A 16,878-nucleotide genomic window follows, 5' to 3' on the forward strand; every position below is an offset into this window, starting at 1 on the left:
TGTTCACCCATTCATTTTTGTAGCCATCTTCTTCCATTGTAGCAAATGTTCATACTATGGACAATTGATTACGCTCAAAAAATGTACAGCTTTTGTAATTAATTAACTTTGTTTGGAACCTCGGTCGGGCCATCGATCGGAAAGCATATGCTCAAGCGATGGAGATATGTTTAGAAACTTACGAAATTGCTCGTATTGTTCCCACTTTTTCATAGAAAGCCCATGCTGCTCTGAACGGACTGCTCGAATAAGTAGATTTTTAGGCGTATGTTCCGGGTCTACAAATTCTAGCATTGAAACCTTATACCCCAGCACCTCAAGTAATGTTCCGCGTGCTGCATCTGTAGCGAGTGCAGAGAATCGCTCCTTCAACAGGCCTTGAGATAGAAGCGGGGATAAAACATCATTACTTACTTGCTTGAACAGTTCATGCTGACAGCAGGGAACCGACATAATAACCGAAGCTCCCCAATTCACTGCTTTGGCGAGCGCGGCATCGGTAGCTGTATCACACGCATGCAGTGTGACAACCATATCAGCAGTTTGCAGCTCCTCATACTCTGCAATGTCGCCTACGAGAAATTTTAATTTGTCATAACCAAGCTTCTCCGCGAGCTTAGAACAGAATGCAATAACATCTGCTTTCAAATCAAGCCCAATAATATTTATATTTCGCTGCTGCTCGACAGCAAGCAGGTGATATAACGCAAACGTCAAGTATGATTTACCGCAGCCAAAATCAACGATTGTAATTTCCCTATCGGTAGGCAAATACGCCAGCACATCAGTGACCATCTCTAGAAACCGATTAATTTGTCTGTACTTGTCCTGTTTTTTCGCGTGGACAAGACCCTCCGGCGTCATGATGCCAAGCTCGACAAGGAAGGGCGCCGCTTGGTTTTCCGCCAATATACGCTGCTTCTGTCTATTATGCTGCATTTTCGCCTTGCTTGAATCACCAGTAGGCGGTTTCTTAAGAATAGCTGCTTTGCCCTTCTTGCTAAAGAGCAGCTGAACATCTGCCTCCTGCGTTTTCACAAGCGCCTGACGGTAGTTTTCCTGAAGTAGATCAATGATTCGTTCTGCTGCTTGCGGCTCAGCAACATTGTCATGAGTTACCTTATTCGCAAAATGATATTCAAACTGATAATACAACCCGTTCTTCATCTCGATTGGGCGGATGATCGTTTTGGGCGCTGCCGTTCCATCCTTCCGCTTTGGCTGACTAAGCGTAGCTTGCAGCAGCTCTTTGCCATCGATCCATTGTGTCATCTCTTGCTGCCATTGTTCCGTCATGCTGATCCACTCATTCCTATACCATTTTTGAAACTAATATTATTGCCTTATGCTAAAGATACCTCTTATAGCTTACTAAGATCTTCAATTGCTTGCTTAATTTCATCGCGCGGCAAGCCTCCAGCCTCAAGCTGCTCATCCGATTGCAGTAATATTCGCCGATAAGCTGCTTCTGCTTCCTTCGGGCTCAGAGCATGATCTTCAAGCAGTTCATGCATCACATTTTCAACAGAGTCATATCGTCCTTCCGCTTCAAGCCATTCCATTAATAAACGCTTCGTCGACAGCGGCAGCTCATATGGAAGCAGCCGCTCAAGCAGCTCTCCTATTTGTACACGGGGCTCAACAATCGTCGGCTCGGCATCAGCAAGCGATAATCTTATGAATAGATGCAGTGACTTCACATACGCGAAGAAGCTCTCGTCCTCGCGCCCCAGGTCGCCATTCAATTCTGCTTCTTGCCTCATCAGAATGGCAATGGCTTGCAAATGATCCGTTTCCAATATACCGTTGGTCGTCATCATCTTCAATAAATCCTCATCTGACAAGGAACGAATAAGCTTGCTGCTTAGCCGAAACTTCGTATCCAGTAGCTCATCGATGAATAGCAAAGCTTCCTCATGTTTGCGCTCTCGTCTCAAATTCAAAATTTGACCAACCGCTTCTGTCATCTGCTCAATCATTCGCATGAAGTAATCGCGCTGAAACATTAGGATTCCCCTCCCCCTGCAATCTACTGCTTCTTGTTCACAAAGTCTAAAATTGCCTTGATCAGCTGCTTCGGCTCTTCAATCATCCCCATGTGTCCCGCACCCGCAAGCTCTACTTTCGTCGTTAATCCGTTAACTGCTGCAAAAACATTTTCTATAGGAATAACCTTATCGGATGCCCCAGCTGCAAGAAGAACAGGCAACTCTGATTGCTCGATAACTTGTGTACGATTTAGACGTGCCTTCATGCCTTTTGCCGTCCCGATTGCACCTTGCAATGAAGTGCCATAACCGATTTTCTTTCCGAGTTCCACCTCTTCAGACATTGCATCCACATTAGCTGGCGCAAACAACTTAGGGATTAGTCCGTCAACGAATGGTATTATACCGCTCTGCTCAAGTGCTGCAACCGCTTTATCCCGATTTTCTTTAGCTGCTTCACTATCCTCAAGCGCTGTCGAATGAATAAGACCAAAACCAGAAAGCTTCTTGGTATATTTCTCTGCAAAGGCAAGTGTGATGTAACCACCTAAGGAGTGACCGAGCAATACTGCATTGTGAATTTGCAGCCTAATAAGCAGCTCAGCAACATCCTCGGCATACATTTCCATCGTATAGATTTCTTCGCTTGGCGCACTGCTTCTGCCATGCCCGCGTGCGTCAGGTGCAATAATGCGTACGGATTGCTCCAGCTCTTCCACGATATTTTCCCAATATGCAGAACTGCCGCAATAGCCGTGCAGCAATACAACAACCTCGGTAATACCGTCAGCCTCGCCTCCGTCATTTGGATGAGAATCATAATAAGCGAGTTCTACACCGCTATTCAAAAAAAGCTTACGCTGTGCGATTGAGTATACGTTTCCGTCGTCTTCTCTTGTCATTTACTTCATTCTCCTTATACAGATGGGATTTGTATATCGTCATTTACGACTGCCAAATTATCCGTTTGCTTGTCCCAAGCTGTGTCGATTGAATTTGCAACCTCTCGCGCCATACGCATCACTTGATAGAGTGACGTAGTTTGCAGCATCCAATATGCTTTGGGGCCGTTTGCATTCACAACGCCGGCAATACTATAATGCCCGATTGCAGGAAGTCTACGGCCAATTGCCTTGCCTGGCTCAAGCGGTCCTTCATTCACGATGAAACGGCCGATAGAGCTCGGCTTGCCAAGGCATGCATCAATGGCAATAACAATCGCCGATTGATACAGCTGCTGTGCGGCTTGCTCAACAGCATGCGCGTCGCAAGGCTTCTGTAGTGTACCGATTACATTCGGCCAGCCGCGTTCCACCAACATCGTTCCCACTAATGGACCGAAGGAATCACCTGTCGAACGGTCGCTGCCAATGCACACAAATACGATGCTGTCGCGACTGCTATATCTATTTGCAATTGTCTTTAAAAAAAGTTCCAATTCACTCTTCGCTAGTTGTTCCGTTGCCCTTGCACCTGCCCTGTAATCGATTGCTATTCATTACTTCGTTTAATTGTATCCAATTTTAAGATACTGTTCAATTTGTGGTCATTCACATTTGAATCATGTTACAATTGCAGCAAAGCTAAACGTTCGAACAAACCTATTCTCTCGAAGCCGCTTACGGCTCACAAAAAATTTAGGAGGCACTCCATGACGAATTTAGACTTACAGACGCAAGAAAATGTGGCGTTTATGATTGACATCATCAAAACAAAGCTGAAAATGGCTTCCGCTGCTGCCATGCAGGCTTCTAACTTTGACCTCGAAAAATATGAGGATATAAAAGATCTGTACGAGGTAGTCGCATTCAAGGATAAATTCAGCATCAGCGAGGTTGAAGCTCTTGTGTCCGAACTCGGAAAGCTTCGTATGAAATAAAGAACTATTTACAAATATTATATTCCATTATCAGACATTTATTTTCGTTTTTCTACAAAAGAAGAACCGAGCAGGCACCTACGCCGAGCTCGGTTCTTCTTGTTTCTCTCAGGAGCTATTCCTGCTCTTCCGTATCCAAATCTGCAGCTTCTATAGACAATTTAATCGATACTTCTTTATGCTCGCCTTTCAGGAAATGTGCGATTCTCTCCAGCTTATCTGCTAGCGCGGGACCGCTGAGCGTTGTATTCAAATGGTAATCGAAGCTGTCTGAAGGCAGCTTGCGATCAGCGAATGCTGACTGCCCTGACCATCCGCGATCTCCGCCAGAATTCGCTCTACTTACGAGTTGCTCCTGTACAGGATAAAATTTATCTGATTTATTTACGACTCTTTCATAAATACGCAGTTTCTTCAACAGCATATAATATTGCGCGGAATGTTTGAAATTCCAAGCTTCTCGGATGTCTTTAAGCGTGTAATCCATCTTCCAGCGCTTCAATTTCTCTACTTGCTCATCTGTTCCGAGCTGCAAAAAATCGTCCAACGGCAGCATTTTTTCGGACATATTGACCCCTCCGATAAATAGTTTATAGAGTATAAATAAAAATAATTAAATTGCTTTGTTTATTATATAAAAAATACCATAAATTTTGTCCCTTTACAAATTAATATAATTTCACATTCCTTGTATATGAATCAATAGAAAACCTCCATTCAATCGCTATATTGCTAGCGTAAATGGAGGTTCTACTATTATTATGCTCTTTGAAGTCCGATGGACGTTAAGAAACGCTCAAAAGCTGCGACGCCATCTGCTGTACGCTTGTACACGCCTGCATCCTTCAGCACTTCTAGAAACTTGCTTCCGGTTGCGGATTCGACGATTTTTTTTGCTTGTTCCTTCGTATTTGATGTACCAAAACGCTGGATTAGAGACAGCAGCCACTCCGCATGCTTATGAAGAGGATGAGAGTCTGCATACAGCTCCTCTGGTACAGCAACCGATGCACCTGACAAATAAGCTTCGATTTGCTCCAGTTCCTCTTTAAGGCGTCCTGGAAGTACCGCAAGTCCCATCACTTCAATCAAGCCGATATTTTCTTTCTTCACATGATGCAAATGCTGATGCGGGTGGAAGATACCGTCCGGATGCTCGTCGCTCGTACGGTTATTCCGAAGCACCAAATCGACCTCGTATTCGCCGTTATCCCTAAGCCTAGCGATAGGGGTAATCGTGTTATGCGGCGTACGTGTGCCGTCCGATTGTTCTGTAAATGCCAACACATCAACAGCAGCATCACTGTAAGAACGCCATTCATCAAGAAGCCTGCATGCAGCATGAAGAACATCAGCTTTCGATGTGCCATTCACCCTTACCACCGACATCGGCCAGTTCACGATGCCGAAGCGGATGCCCGGCAGCTTAGAATCAACAAACAACACATCTGTTGAGGCAGCCTCCATCGGAAACACATGACGACCGCCTTGGAAATGATCATGGCTTAGAATTGAGCCGCCGACGATCGGCAAATCAGCGTTGGAGCCGATAAAATAATGCGGAAACTGCTCAACGAAATCAAGCAACCGCGCGAACGATGAATGTGAAATAACCATAGGCTCATGTACGCCTTTGAAAATAATGCTGTGCTCATTGTAATACACGTATGGCGAATACTGTAGATACCATTGCTCTTCTTGCAGAGTAAGAGGCAAGACGCGCAGGTTTTGGCGAGCAGGATGATCAGGACGTCCTGCGTATCCAACATTTTCGACACATAACAAGCACTTCGGATATTTCGCCTGCGGCATCGTTTTGAGCAACGCGATCTCCTTCGGGTCCTTCTCAGGCTTCGAGAGATTTATCGTAATCTCAAGATTACCGAATTCAGTCTCGTGCAGCCAATACAAATTTTTACGAATGCGGTCCATCCGGATGTAGTTTGAATCAATGCTCAAGTTATAAAAGGCATCCGTTGCTGCCTGTAAGCTCTCTTCTTTCGCCAAACGTTGAAATGCAGCGCTGGCTTCAGAAGGACGCGGCAGCAAGAAGCCCATAATACGTGCATCGAGCAAGTCACGATAAGTCGTCGTATTATCAGGAATTAGTCCGATTGCGTAGCCATAATCAAGCAATGACTCAAGAAGCGGGACTGCACTATCCAGTTGCTCCACTGCCACTTCACCCTCATACGGCTCCGTAAAGCGGAATAGAACGAGTAGTTCGTTTCTTGCTGCATGCGTATCAAGCGGATCATTGAGCAGCTTGCGCTGCATTGCGAATTGTAGCAAGCGCTCTATCAGAATCAGCGCATCGTTTGCTGATATCCCTTGTTGTTCATTTAACATGTGATGCAGCTCCTTTCCATACAGCAGGTAACCTATTTGTCGTTATAACCATTCGGATTCGCTTCATGCCAGTTCCAAGCGCTCTTGATGATATCCTCCAGCTTGTCGCGCTTCGGATTCCAGCCCAGCTCATTGCGGGCCCGGTCAGAAGAAGCAACGAGAATCGCAGGGTCACCCGCACGGCGAGCTTCGAATACAGCAGGAATTTCTTTGCCAGTAACGGCACGAGCAATATCTATAACTTGTTTTACCGAAAAGCCAGTTCCGTTGCCTAGATTGTATACAGAGCTTTCTGCACCGCCGCGAAGACGATCCACAGCAAGAACATGCGCATCGGCAAGGTCGCTTACATGAATATAGTCACGGATACAAGTGCCATCTGGCGTCTCATAATCTTCTCCGAAGACAGAGATATGTGGACGCTGGCCAAGCGCTGCTTGGAGCACGATAGGAATCAAATGCGTTTCCGGGCTGTGATCTTCACCGATTTGGCCGCTCGCATGAGCGCCAGCCGCATTGAAATAACGAAGCGAAACAAACTTGATGTTATGAGCAACGTCGAACCATTTCATCATTTTTTCCATTGCTAGCTTGGTTTCACCGTATGCATTTGTCGGAAGAGTGCGATCATATTCATCAATTGGCACATTTTCCGGCTCGCCGTAAGTTGCTGCTGTAGACGAGAACACGATTTTACGTACATTGTATTCATTCATTTTCTCAAGCAAGCAAAGCGTGCCAAACACGTTATTGTGATAATATTTGCCTGGATCCTTCATGCTTTCACCAACGAGTGAATTCGCTGCAAAGTGAATGACTGCATCAATCTCATTTTCTTGAAAAACAGTATCCATGAAAGCCGCATCGCGAAGATCACCCTCGTAAAGCTTGCCTCCAAGCAATGCTTTGCGGTGTCCTTGCTGCATATTGTCGACGATTACGATCTCCTCGCCGCGTTCCTGCAATGCCGCTACCGCATGCGAGCCGATATAACCGGCTCCTCCAGTTACTAGTACTGCCATAATTCATTTCCCCTCTCCAACTTGGATGTCGCTGCTTTAATTCTATTTAAACAAGGCGCTCTACGCCATTGCCGATTGTGCAAACATAGAAGTCCGCCGTTAAACCTGTTGCTTCATTGTACTTGCTGCCTACCTCTTCTTTAAACGCTTCAACGCTTTCCTCATGAACAAGTGAAACTGTACAGCCGCCGAAGCCTGCACCCGTCATACGTGAACCAAGAACACCTGGCACATGGCGCGCTGCCGCTACCATTGCATCCAGTTCAGCGCCTGTTACTTCATAAAGATCACGGAGCGAATCATGCGACCCGTTCATTAATTGACCAAATTGGACTAGATCGTTTGCTTTTAGTGCTTTAATCGATTGCAATACACGATCGATTTCCTCTACGACATGCTGTGCGCGCTTGCGGACGATTTCATCCTTGATCAAATGCTTGGCGGAGTTGAATTGCTCCAGATTGATTTGTCCGAGCAGCGTAAGCTCAGGGAATGCAGCTTTCAGGTCCTCTACAGCTTGCTCGCACTGCGCACGGCGTTCATTATAGGCAGAGTCAACAAGGCCGCGGCGCTTATTCGTATTTCCGATAACCAGCTTATAGCTGCCAGAATCAAATGGAATAAGATCATACTCAAGCGTATCGCACATTAACAGAATGGCGTGATTTTTTTTTCCGTTCGCTACTGCAAATTGGTCCATGATTCCGCATTGTACACCATTAAACTCATTTTCGGACTTTTGTGAAAGCAATGCGATTTTCACCTTATCCGCTTGCAATCCTTCAAGCGTTTGAAGAGCAAATGCTGTTACGACCTCAATGGAAGCAGAGGAGGATAGTCCAGCGCCATTCGGAATTTCGCCATGGTACAGCAAATCATATCCACTGGACAGCTCTACGCCGGTTTGCTTAAGCGTATGAACGATTCCCTTCGGATAGTTCATCCAGTCATCAGCATCGTCATAAGCAATGGTTTCGAGTGCAAAGCTTTTTGAAGCTGGGAAGTTAGTTGTCGCAAGTCCCAGTTGATTGTCAGAACGCTTGCGAATGAGAAGAGTTGTTCCAAATGTCAAAGCAGCTGGAAATACATAGCCGCCATTATAGTCTGTATGCTCACCAATTAGGTTTACACGGCCAGGAGCATGAAATACTGCGATGTCACTCACGTCTCCGCCGTATTGTTGTATGAATTGCTGTGTTAGCGCGTCAATGTTTGCCATTTGCTATCACGTTCCTTTTTTTGTAGGTTTGAATTATAACTTTAGTATAAGGTAAACAACTGGAAAACAAAATGGCGGCAAGTGCTTTTTATATGGATTAATGTGACTTCTCTGTCCGTCATAGGACATGCTATGATATTGTAAATACTACAATTTCTTATGTTTACATTTAAATAAAAAGCAGGTGTAAAGTTATGCAGCAGGATATGTATACCGTTGCCTCCAACCCGGTTATTGGGGATAGCGCGCAATCGCCTCTTAATGTATTGTTCTCAGGCGAGAGCCAAACGAAGCCGCTCCACCGGCTAGGTCCCAAGGTTTACGACTTCTATTTGATGCACATTGTGCTTGAGGGGAAAGGGATCTTTATTTGCAATGAGGTTAAGCATGAGCTGCACGCAGGCTATACGTTCCTGATTGAACCAGAACAACTAATCAGCTACGAATCTGACAGAGATTTGCCTTGGCGTTATCGCTGGGTTGCCTTTAATGGAACTCTGTCAGCTGAATTGGTTGCTAGCAGCGGCTTTACAACTGAGCGGCAGGTTGTGTTCACACCGGATAAACGGCGAGCGGTTGCCCTGTTTCGCCAAATTTACGAAACCTTTAGGCAAGGCAGCGCTTCATCGGATATGAAGGCAGTCGGCTATTTGCATTTGCTGCTGGCTGAATACAAAACTGTGCTTAACGAACTCAGCGGCACCTCAATCCGTACGGCGCAAGCAGAAGGCGACCACCTGCTGCAGCAAGTTATACATTACTTATCCACGCAGTATGCTCAGCCTGTCTCCATCGAACAAATGGCCGAATCGCTTGGCTACAACAGAGCGTATTTGTCTCGCTTATTCAAGCAGCGGATTGGTGTTTCACCTGTTACTTTCCTGCTTAAGCTTCGTATCGACAATGCGCGCCGAATGCTTCGTGAGCGGCCCGAGCTCACCGTTGAACAAATTGCCGCATCGGTTGGCCTGCAAGATGCACTATATTTCTCCAAACAATTCCGCCGACTGCATGGCCAATCTCCCACAGCATACCGCCTTGCCATGCGGAACTTAGGGGAATAGATACACCCCGCCCCTTTGCTGTCAGTATCAGCTTCCCTGCGCTTCATATTCGTAAATTCGGGTAATACTATCGTAGGGAGTGATGACCAGTGAAGGAGCTACACACCGGTAACTTATATTGGCCGGTTACATTAAACAATCCCAAGGTGTATCCACCCTTGCGGCAAAATAGAAAAACACAAGTAGCTGTCATTGGCGGCGGGATGTCCGGCACCATATGCGCTTCTGTATTTAATCATAGCGGCCTGTCCACCATGATGTTTGAACGAGGACAGGTTGCAGGGGGCAGCACATCCGCGAATACGGGTCTACTGCAATTTTGCAACGACATTATGCTGTGCGATCTCATCGACCAGATCGGGGAGCGGGATGCGCAAATCTTCTATAAAGCATGCAGGGATGCCGTCGAAATGCTCGAAAAAACAGCCGAATCCCTTTCTGTCGATGTCGGCTTTATTAGAAGAAGCAGCTTATACTATGCTTCATCCGAGCAGGAGCTGCCTAAACTCAAACGGGAATATGAGGCACTGAAGGCGTGCGGACTTGAAGTTGAGTTTTGGTCCTCCGACGATATTGTAAAACACTTCCCTTTCCGAAAACCAGGTGCTATCGTCGCACATGGCGACGCAGAGGTGAATCCCTATCAGTTCGTTAACGGTGTAGCAAGCGATGCCGCAGAAGCCGGACTTGAGATTTATGAGCATACCGATGTTGTAGCACATGATACGCTGCCAAGCGGTATCCATCGATTACGTACATCTGATGGCTATGAGATTGAAGCGGAGCATGTCGTTTATGCTGTCGGCTATGAGCCTGAAGAGCTTCGTGGCAAGCTGATCAAGGCGGAGCTTAACCGCTCTTACGTACTCGTGACAGATGTGCAGCCAAATCTCCAAAGCTGGCATGAGCGCTTCCTCATATGGGAAACCGCACGTCCCTATTTGTATATGCGTACCACGGTTGATGACCGTGTCGTTGTAGGCGGCTTGGATGAGCATACCCAGAAGCCTACGCATAGCGATAAAGATAGGAAAAAGCACAGTGAGAAGCTGCACTCACAGTTAAAGGCATTATTCCCAGAGCTGCAAGCTCCTATCGCGTTTGAATGGTGCGCCACCTTTGGTGAATCGCGCGATGGTTTGCCCTTTATAGGCGCTGACCCAGCTTGGAAAAACGTCTATTATTGTTTAGGATACGGAGGCAACGGCACCGTATATAGTATGCTTGCTTCCCATTTGCTTCTTAATCTAATACTCGGTGAAGAGCATCATTTAACCGAGATCCTGAAACTAGACCGCAAATCTTTAGCGAATGTGTAATCAAGCTAAACAAAAAAAGAAGTCTCATCCAGCCGCAACACATTTCTGCGTACTAAATGAGACTTCTTAGTTACTTTCTTTCTTTCATGACTCGAGTCCAACTGGCCGTCTATTCGCCAGCTACTATAGTTGAGGCATTGCATGTGCGGAATACAGCTTCCGCTGCACCGAGCCGCGACAGATCCGGACCGCCATCCTTGTCAAACAAAGCTTTGCTTTCATCCGTTTCTACAATAACGATTAATGCCCCGCTTTGCAGCGCCTGATTGCATAAACGTACCTCTTCATTCTCAAGTCCAAGTGACTGTAAAGTTTCACTATGTTCATCTTCGCCAAGCAGCATAGCCGCTGCAAATGGATAGCCTCCTGCAACAAAAGGCGTTGAACTATATCCTGTCATGCCGTAAACAGAATTAATGCCCGCGCCTCCAAACCCAGCGGCGGCAGCCATGCCAAAGCTGCCTAGCCCTTGACGGTCTGGCATATCCGCCAGCTCTCTGATCTCGTCTACATGGACATCACTCTCAGCTTCCACACGACGGGAGTGCTCGGAGTCCTTCGCCAGCACCTTAAGCTCTCCTTGTACAAATCCGGCTTGCTCTAACTGCCCAATAGCCGTTATTACTTGCTGCTCTGTTTCGAAAATACCAATTTTTTTTGCCATCACCTTAACCTCCTATGCAACATACTTATGTTGGTATACCCTTTTTTTGACGAATTAAGTCGCAACATGCGGAATAAAGGCTCGAAATAACAGAGGATTTAACTAATACGATGATCAGGTTGTGCATCATTGAAGTTCGCGGTATGATGGAGGAATAGATATTGGAAAATCGGACAAGCAGGAGGCAAAGCGATGATTCATCGAATGCTTCGCTATCCCGCAGGATGGGAATGGCATGTGCTGCAGCAAGCACGGCAACAAGCCGTAAGGAATGAACCCTTGCCAAGCAGGAAAGATGCACAACGACAAGCCTCTTCAAATGAAGAGCAAAGGACCATCAAAGCATTCACCAAAAAGGAGCAGGAAACCGCTGAGCAGGCTCGGGATGACCTTAAGCAGCAATTTCCGGAATGCGCCTCTTGGATCGATGAATGCGCTGGCAGACAAACTAATCAAATATCCGTTGGCAGCACTGTTCGTTCGCAGAAGCTGCTCTACGGTACACTTATGTTTCAAGTGACGGAGGATCAGTCGGATATTCAACCCTTTCACTTCTGGTTGACTGAGGATCGTCTGCTCACGATGCATGAAGATATGCGTATTCCACTCCGGCTGCAATCTATAGAGCACGCTTCAAAGTTCGAAAGCTGTGACTCAGCCCCTGAGGCGTTATTTATTATGCTCAGCATTATGTTATCAACCTTCCAAACGGGTCTCGACGGATTTGAGAAGAGGCTCGGCGAGCTGGAAATGACTATGCGCAGAGAAAACCACACAGGTCTTATCGATACTATTTTCGAAAGACGTTATGATTTGCTTCACTGGAGCCATCTCTTCATTCCCATCAGAGAGGTGCACAGCGCTGCTCAAGAAGCTTTCATGGATGACCTTACGGAAACCGACAGCTTCAAGCGAATCTCACACAGGCTGGAGAGAATCGAGTCACTGCTGAAGCATTATGCTCTAGAAATTGACACTCTTATCTCAATGGATGACGCCATATCTAATTTTCGCGGTAATGATATCATGAAAACGCTCACGATATTTACCGTATTGTTTCTGCCTGCTACCATCATAGGCGGCATATGGGGAGTCAACTTTGAGATCCTTCCATTCAAGGAAAACAAATGGAGTTTCACAGCGATGATGACAGTTATTTTTGTCATTACGGTTTTATTGTATTTATGGCTGTGGAAGAAGGGCTGGACAGGTGATTTGCTAAACGGACGCAATCCGAAAGAGATTATCACTACCGACTCACCTATTACAACAAACCGCTCCAATCGTTCCAAGGGAAGCCGTTCAAAGAACACATCCTCGGATGTTTCCTCTGATTCCCCTCTAACGAAGACGCGCACTAAGCGAAAACGAAGCTGATATAAATCAAAAACCGTCCATGAGGATCCTCATGGACGGTTTTCATATTCATCGTATTCTAAAGCTTGATCGGCAATCCTGTGCGAGCAGATTCGTTCGCAGCCATTGTCACTCGATGTGTCAGTACTGCATCCGCATAGCTTGAACGAACCTTCGAAATATCGCCCGTTCGAATAGCATGAAGAAATGCCGCGTTCTCTGACTCATAAGGATCCGTTCGGTTAGCATATTCTGTCTTGCATCCAGCTTCTGTATCGATCAGCCCTCCGTGACTTAACTCCAACACACCTTTATTCGTATAGATATGTAGACCTGACCGATCGCCTGCTGGAATTGCGCATGTATTGCTGATAGTAGCCACAGCGCCACTTACCAGCTTCAGAGTAACCGTACCCACATCAGGGACAGACACGCCCGATTCAGCTTCATGCATGAAACGATTGCCGTAAGCAGCATAGACCTCGCTCACTTCACCTAAAGTATAACGGAGCAAATCTACAATATGCGTTGTCTGCTCAACGAATTGTCCGCCGGACCCTTCCATTTTGCGCCACCAGCTTACGCCAGGCATCGAGCCCATCCAGTAACCCAGCGCCATTAAAGCCGTGCGCTCACGCAGGAGTTCCCTTGTGCGGTCAACACCATCCATATAACGGAAGTGATAGCCTACTGAAGTAATTAGCTTCTTTTCTTCAATTCCTTTCAAAATCACAGAAGGGAGCTGTTCATCGACGCCGATCGGCTTTTCCACTAGAAAAGGAATGCCGCGTTCAACCAGTGCGGTCTCGATCTCTCCGTGCGCGAACGGCGGTACGCATACGTATACTGCATCCAGCTTACGATCGTCAAGCATTTGATTTATGGAATGATAGCCTCGTGCATCTTCAAACTTCTGTGCTGCCGCATCCGCTTTTTGCTGGCTGGTAGCTAAGAAAGCTGCTACCTTGACACCTTCCAGCCTTGCTAGCTTCTCAGCATGCATCATGCCAAACCAGCCTGTACCCGCAATACCTATTTGAAGAGTCATTTATGAATCCCCTTTCATTATCGCTTTACTCCCCGATTATAATTGTATCCACCTTGAAAAGTCCATTTTTTTCCTCTGGTACCCATCTGCCTATCCCATCATATATTACAACATCGGTAAGACTCGGGTTGTTGAGCGGAGGGTTGTTATGAGAGCGAATAAGAGGAACACTTTAATTACGCAAGATCTCGATCTGCGGACTGCCCTATTTTTGGCTGCAGTTTGCGGACAAACGTACATGCAATACAATAACAAGGACGGATTGTTTCTCGTACCGAGATCATACAGCGTAGTAAGTGAATTTAAAGCAAAGGCTTACGAAAGCAGTGATGAGCGTTTTGGTTTTGTCTTAACATCGGAACGCGCATCCATACTCGCCTTTCGCGGCAGCGGCTCCGCTGTTGATTGGGTATCCGATTTCATCGCTCAACAAACAACATACCTCCCAGTCAAAAATGTCGGCCTTACTCACAAAGGTTTTACCGACATTTATATGTCCGCTCGCACACAAATCATTGAAATTTTAAACCAGCTTCCTCCAGAAAAGCCGCTGTTTATTACGGGCCACAGCCTTGGAGGTGCGCTTGCTACGCTCGCTGCTATCGATTTAGCGAGCAATTCTGCTTTTACTGCTCCCATCGTTTACACCTTTGGAGCCCCTAGAGTTGGTGATCCGAAGTTTGCCAGCAGCTATAATGCGACGGTCGCAACGCATTGGCGGTTTCAAAATGAATTTGATATTGTTCCCCATCTGCCAACCCTCGTCTATCAATCGCCAAAGACCAAACAAACCTACTATTACCTGCACGTAAAGGGTGAGGTCAAGCGTTCGTTCCGCAATGGCTCCGTTGCCGGAAATCATGTTATATCCAGCTATTTTGCAGATCTCGCCCATGAATACCCTGCTTTTGCATTATCAATCTGCGCCGAGCCGCCCGGCTGGTGTCCTGCAATCGAGGTTTAACACCTAATTTATTTCCCATAAAAAAAAGCAAATCTCCGCTCCCGCACAGCTTGTCTCATGCGAGTAAGATTTGCTTCTTTATTTTCCAATTAGACCGTTATTTCGCCGGAAGTACATAAAGTAATATAGCGAAAAAATGGACGATCGACCCGCCTAGAACAAACAGATGCCATACTGCATGATGATAAGGAAAAGCACGCCACATATAAAATATCGTACCAAAAGTGTACAGCAGGCCGCCCGTCACGAGCAGTTGTACTCCGCCTGGAGCCAAATGGGTCGTTAACGGCTTCCATGCAAACACGATAATCCATCCCATTGCAATATAGAGGATCGTCGAAGTGAATAGAAATCGTGATGCAAAAAATGCTTTGAATGCAACACCGACTAATGCCACTCCCCAAACTATGCCGAACAATACCCAGCCAAGCGTCCCCTGTACAATATGCAGCAGGATCGGGGTATATGTACCTGCAATAAAGACATAAATAAACGAATGATCAAGCGATTCGAATACCCGCTTTGCTTTTCCCTCTGGAAAGCTGTGTACGAGCGTTGAAGCCGCATAAAGCAGCAGCATCGCTGATCCATATATAGAAAAGCTGACAACATGAAAAGCCGTTCCCTTCGTTGCCGCGAATACGATCAACACCACAAGTGCCGCAATGCTTAGCGCAGCTCCAATACCATGTGTGACCGCATTCGCAACCTCTTCCCTCTTCGAGTACGTATGAGTGTTCGCCAAAGGCTGCTCACCTCCTAAGTCGTAAGCATTCGCCCCTGTACTGACAATGAGCTGCTTACTCTCTCCTTAGTGTAAAGGATCACACCCACCCTTTCAACCAGCCCCGCATGCGATCAATCGTTTTGTCGAGATTGCAAACGGCCTCCTGGTCTCTAAAGTCCTCTGTATGACGGAAATAATCTGCATGCCCGCCTACCGTAGGGATGCCTTCAACATAACCAGGAGCATATTTCATGTTGTTCCATTTCGGCATCGCATATTTATTCATGCTCCAGCCGCCCCATGTACCGATTCGGCTAATCGGATCATTAAGCTTGCCTAAGCTGTCGATGGAATGAAAATAACTAACACGTTCTTGAAGCTTCGGCTCAATCGGCGTTCTCGGTGATCCAATCTGTACGATGCGAAAATCCTCTAATTTCTCTTGCTCGTAGAGCATTTTCGCCGCTTGGTAAGCAGCTGCGCCGCCGCCGCTATGTCCAATCAACAGTAATCGATCACTATCCATCGTTTGTTTTATTTGCGTAAGCGCGAGCTGCCCGCCAATTCGTCCCGCCTTTAAGCGATTGGACAAATCGCTCTTTACTTCAAGCACTTGTCTGATCAAGCTCCGACTGGCATCGCCATATGGGAAGATAACGTGGATAATCGGCTCGACACCGTCCGATTGAAACATTTTTTCCAGCTTTACTTTACATTCGGTAAAAATACTATTGGATGTTGCGACACCGGCAAGCAGGTAGATGCTCATTCGTGATGATTTGGTCGCCGTCATAACGAATCCCTCCGTAATAGAAACATAAACGTCATTCGCTTTCATGTCATATTATATTTTCTAAATTATCGTTGTATATTCATTATGCGGGTTAGCCTCTGGATTCATTCTTTATTATCGCTGTTATTTCTGACCATTCCCTTACAGCTTCCTAAACCCCACCCTGCTCTATACACTTATTATATAAGAAAGAACGCCTAGCTGTTACCAGCTGGCGTCCCTTGTTGGTGCTATTGCTGCATAAAAATAAAAGTTGGTAGCAGCAGCTATACACCCATTTTTTTACGCTGATTGTTTACCTTCTTCGTGTTCTGGCTCTTCAGTGCCTGCGTCCCTGTGGAAAGGTGCGACTGGCCTGGAGCTCCTCCAGCTTTCACTTGTTTCTTCTGAGCGAGCAATTGCTTCGCTTTCTCCGCTTGAGTCAGCTTCTTAGGCTCCTCTTGCGATTGGTTTTGATCGATTGTAGACATAGGTTCACCTCGTTTC

Annotated in this window: 18 protein-coding genes; 5 read left to right on the top strand and 13 right to left on the bottom strand. The window is 46.3% G+C overall.

Features of this window, described 5'->3' with window-relative positions:
- Window positions 1–102 precede the first annotated feature (102 nt).
- The 4 genes from AC0YN6_RS24195 to yyaC all read right to left on the bottom strand — a co-directional run bounded on the left by AC0YN6_RS24195 (window position 103) and on the right by yyaC (window position 3,483).
- Window positions 103–1,296, bottom strand: coding sequence for a class I SAM-dependent methyltransferase (locus AC0YN6_RS24195; RefSeq protein ID WP_475749991.1), 1,194 nt, complete (start codon window positions 1,294–1,296; stop codon window positions 103–105).
- A 65-nt stretch (window positions 1,297–1,361) separates the two neighbouring features.
- Window positions 1,362–2,006: a DUF6483 family protein gene (locus AC0YN6_RS24200; RefSeq protein WP_475749992.1), complete on the bottom strand. Its 645-nt coding sequence runs from the start codon at window positions 2,004–2,006 to the stop codon at window positions 1,362–1,364.
- A gap of 23 nt (window positions 2,007–2,029) precedes the next feature.
- On the bottom strand, window positions 2,030–2,890 hold the full coding sequence (locus AC0YN6_RS24205) for an alpha/beta fold hydrolase (protein ID WP_475749993.1): 861 nt from the start codon (window positions 2,888–2,890) through the stop codon (window positions 2,030–2,032).
- A gap of 14 nt (window positions 2,891–2,904) precedes the next feature.
- A complete protein-coding gene (gene yyaC, locus AC0YN6_RS24210) occupies window positions 2,905–3,483 on the bottom strand; it encodes a spore protease YyaC (protein WP_475750094.1) in 579 nt (192 codons plus the stop codon).
- 156 nt (window positions 3,484–3,639) lie between these two features.
- Between yyaC and AC0YN6_RS24215 the strand changes: the two genes are divergently transcribed.
- On the top strand, window positions 3,640–3,867 hold the full coding sequence (locus AC0YN6_RS24215; RefSeq protein ID WP_475749994.1) for a DUF1128 family protein: 228 nt from the start codon (window positions 3,640–3,642) through the stop codon (window positions 3,865–3,867).
- A gap of 115 nt (window positions 3,868–3,982) precedes the next feature.
- On the opposite strand, the gene AC0YN6_RS24220 is transcribed toward AC0YN6_RS24215, so the two are convergent.
- The 4 genes from AC0YN6_RS24220 to AC0YN6_RS24235 form a co-directional block, all read right to left on the bottom strand.
- Window positions 3,983–4,435 (bottom strand): hypothetical protein, encoded by a 453-nt coding sequence (locus AC0YN6_RS24220; protein WP_475749995.1) that lies wholly within the window; start codon window positions 4,433–4,435, stop codon window positions 3,983–3,985.
- 191 nt (window positions 4,436–4,626) lie between these two features.
- On the bottom strand, window positions 4,627–6,216 hold the full coding sequence (locus AC0YN6_RS24225; RefSeq protein WP_475749996.1) for a UDP-glucose--hexose-1-phosphate uridylyltransferase: 1,590 nt from the start codon (window positions 6,214–6,216) through the stop codon (window positions 4,627–4,629).
- 32 nt (window positions 6,217–6,248) lie between these two features.
- A complete protein-coding gene (gene galE, locus AC0YN6_RS24230) occupies window positions 6,249–7,238 on the bottom strand; it encodes a UDP-glucose 4-epimerase GalE (RefSeq protein ID WP_475749997.1) in 990 nt (329 codons plus the stop codon).
- A 46-nt stretch (window positions 7,239–7,284) separates the two neighbouring features.
- Window positions 7,285–8,457: a galactokinase gene (locus AC0YN6_RS24235; RefSeq protein WP_475749999.1), complete on the bottom strand. Its 1,173-nt coding sequence runs from the start codon at window positions 8,455–8,457 to the stop codon at window positions 7,285–7,287.
- A 194-nt stretch (window positions 8,458–8,651) separates the two neighbouring features.
- Between AC0YN6_RS24235 and AC0YN6_RS24240 the strand changes: the two genes are divergently transcribed.
- Window positions 8,652–9,521, top strand: coding sequence for an AraC family transcriptional regulator (locus tag AC0YN6_RS24240; protein ID WP_475750001.1), 870 nt, complete (start codon window positions 8,652–8,654; stop codon window positions 9,519–9,521).
- A gap of 89 nt (window positions 9,522–9,610) precedes the next feature.
- The gene (locus tag AC0YN6_RS24245) at window positions 9,611–10,840 is read left to right on the top strand and encodes an NAD(P)/FAD-dependent oxidoreductase (protein ID WP_475750002.1); all 1,230 of its coding nucleotides are present in this window, start codon (window positions 9,611–9,613) and stop codon (window positions 10,838–10,840) included.
- A gap of 109 nt (window positions 10,841–10,949) precedes the next feature.
- On the opposite strand, the gene AC0YN6_RS24250 is transcribed toward AC0YN6_RS24245, so the two are convergent.
- A complete protein-coding gene (locus AC0YN6_RS24250) occupies window positions 10,950–11,504 on the bottom strand; it encodes a hypothetical protein (RefSeq protein WP_475750004.1) in 555 nt (184 codons plus the stop codon).
- 192 nt (window positions 11,505–11,696) lie between these two features.
- Here AC0YN6_RS24250 and AC0YN6_RS24255 point away from each other — a divergent pair, with 192 nt between their 5' ends.
- Window positions 11,697–12,881: a magnesium transporter CorA family protein gene (locus AC0YN6_RS24255; RefSeq protein ID WP_475750006.1), complete on the top strand. Its 1,185-nt coding sequence runs from the start codon at window positions 11,697–11,699 to the stop codon at window positions 12,879–12,881.
- 58 nt (window positions 12,882–12,939) lie between these two features.
- Here AC0YN6_RS24255 and AC0YN6_RS24260 read toward each other — a convergent pair whose 3' ends face one another.
- Entirely contained in the window at window positions 12,940–13,908 is a 969-nt protein-coding gene (locus AC0YN6_RS24260; RefSeq protein ID WP_475750008.1) for a Gfo/Idh/MocA family protein, read from the bottom strand.
- A gap of 148 nt (window positions 13,909–14,056) precedes the next feature.
- On the opposite strand from AC0YN6_RS24260, the gene AC0YN6_RS24265 reads away from it, so the two are divergent.
- Complete coding sequence (locus tag AC0YN6_RS24265; protein ID WP_475750010.1) at window positions 14,057–14,872, top strand: lipase family protein; 816 nt, start codon at window positions 14,057–14,059, stop codon at window positions 14,870–14,872.
- A gap of 97 nt (window positions 14,873–14,969) precedes the next feature.
- Here AC0YN6_RS24265 and trhA read toward each other — a convergent pair whose 3' ends face one another.
- From trhA to AC0YN6_RS24280, 3 genes are all read right to left on the bottom strand, one after another.
- Entirely contained in the window at window positions 14,970–15,617 is a 648-nt protein-coding gene (gene trhA, locus AC0YN6_RS24270) for a PAQR family membrane homeostasis protein TrhA (RefSeq protein ID WP_475750011.1), read from the bottom strand.
- A 79-nt stretch (window positions 15,618–15,696) separates the two neighbouring features.
- A complete protein-coding gene (locus AC0YN6_RS24275) occupies window positions 15,697–16,392 on the bottom strand; it encodes a lipase family protein (protein ID WP_475750013.1) in 696 nt (231 codons plus the stop codon).
- Between the two features lie 266 nt (window positions 16,393–16,658).
- Entirely contained in the window at window positions 16,659–16,862 is a 204-nt protein-coding gene (locus AC0YN6_RS24280; protein WP_475750014.1) for a hypothetical protein, read from the bottom strand.
- Between the last annotated feature and the right edge of the window lie 16 nt (window positions 16,863–16,878).

The organism is Paenibacillus sp. J22P15 (assembly GCF_056269345.1).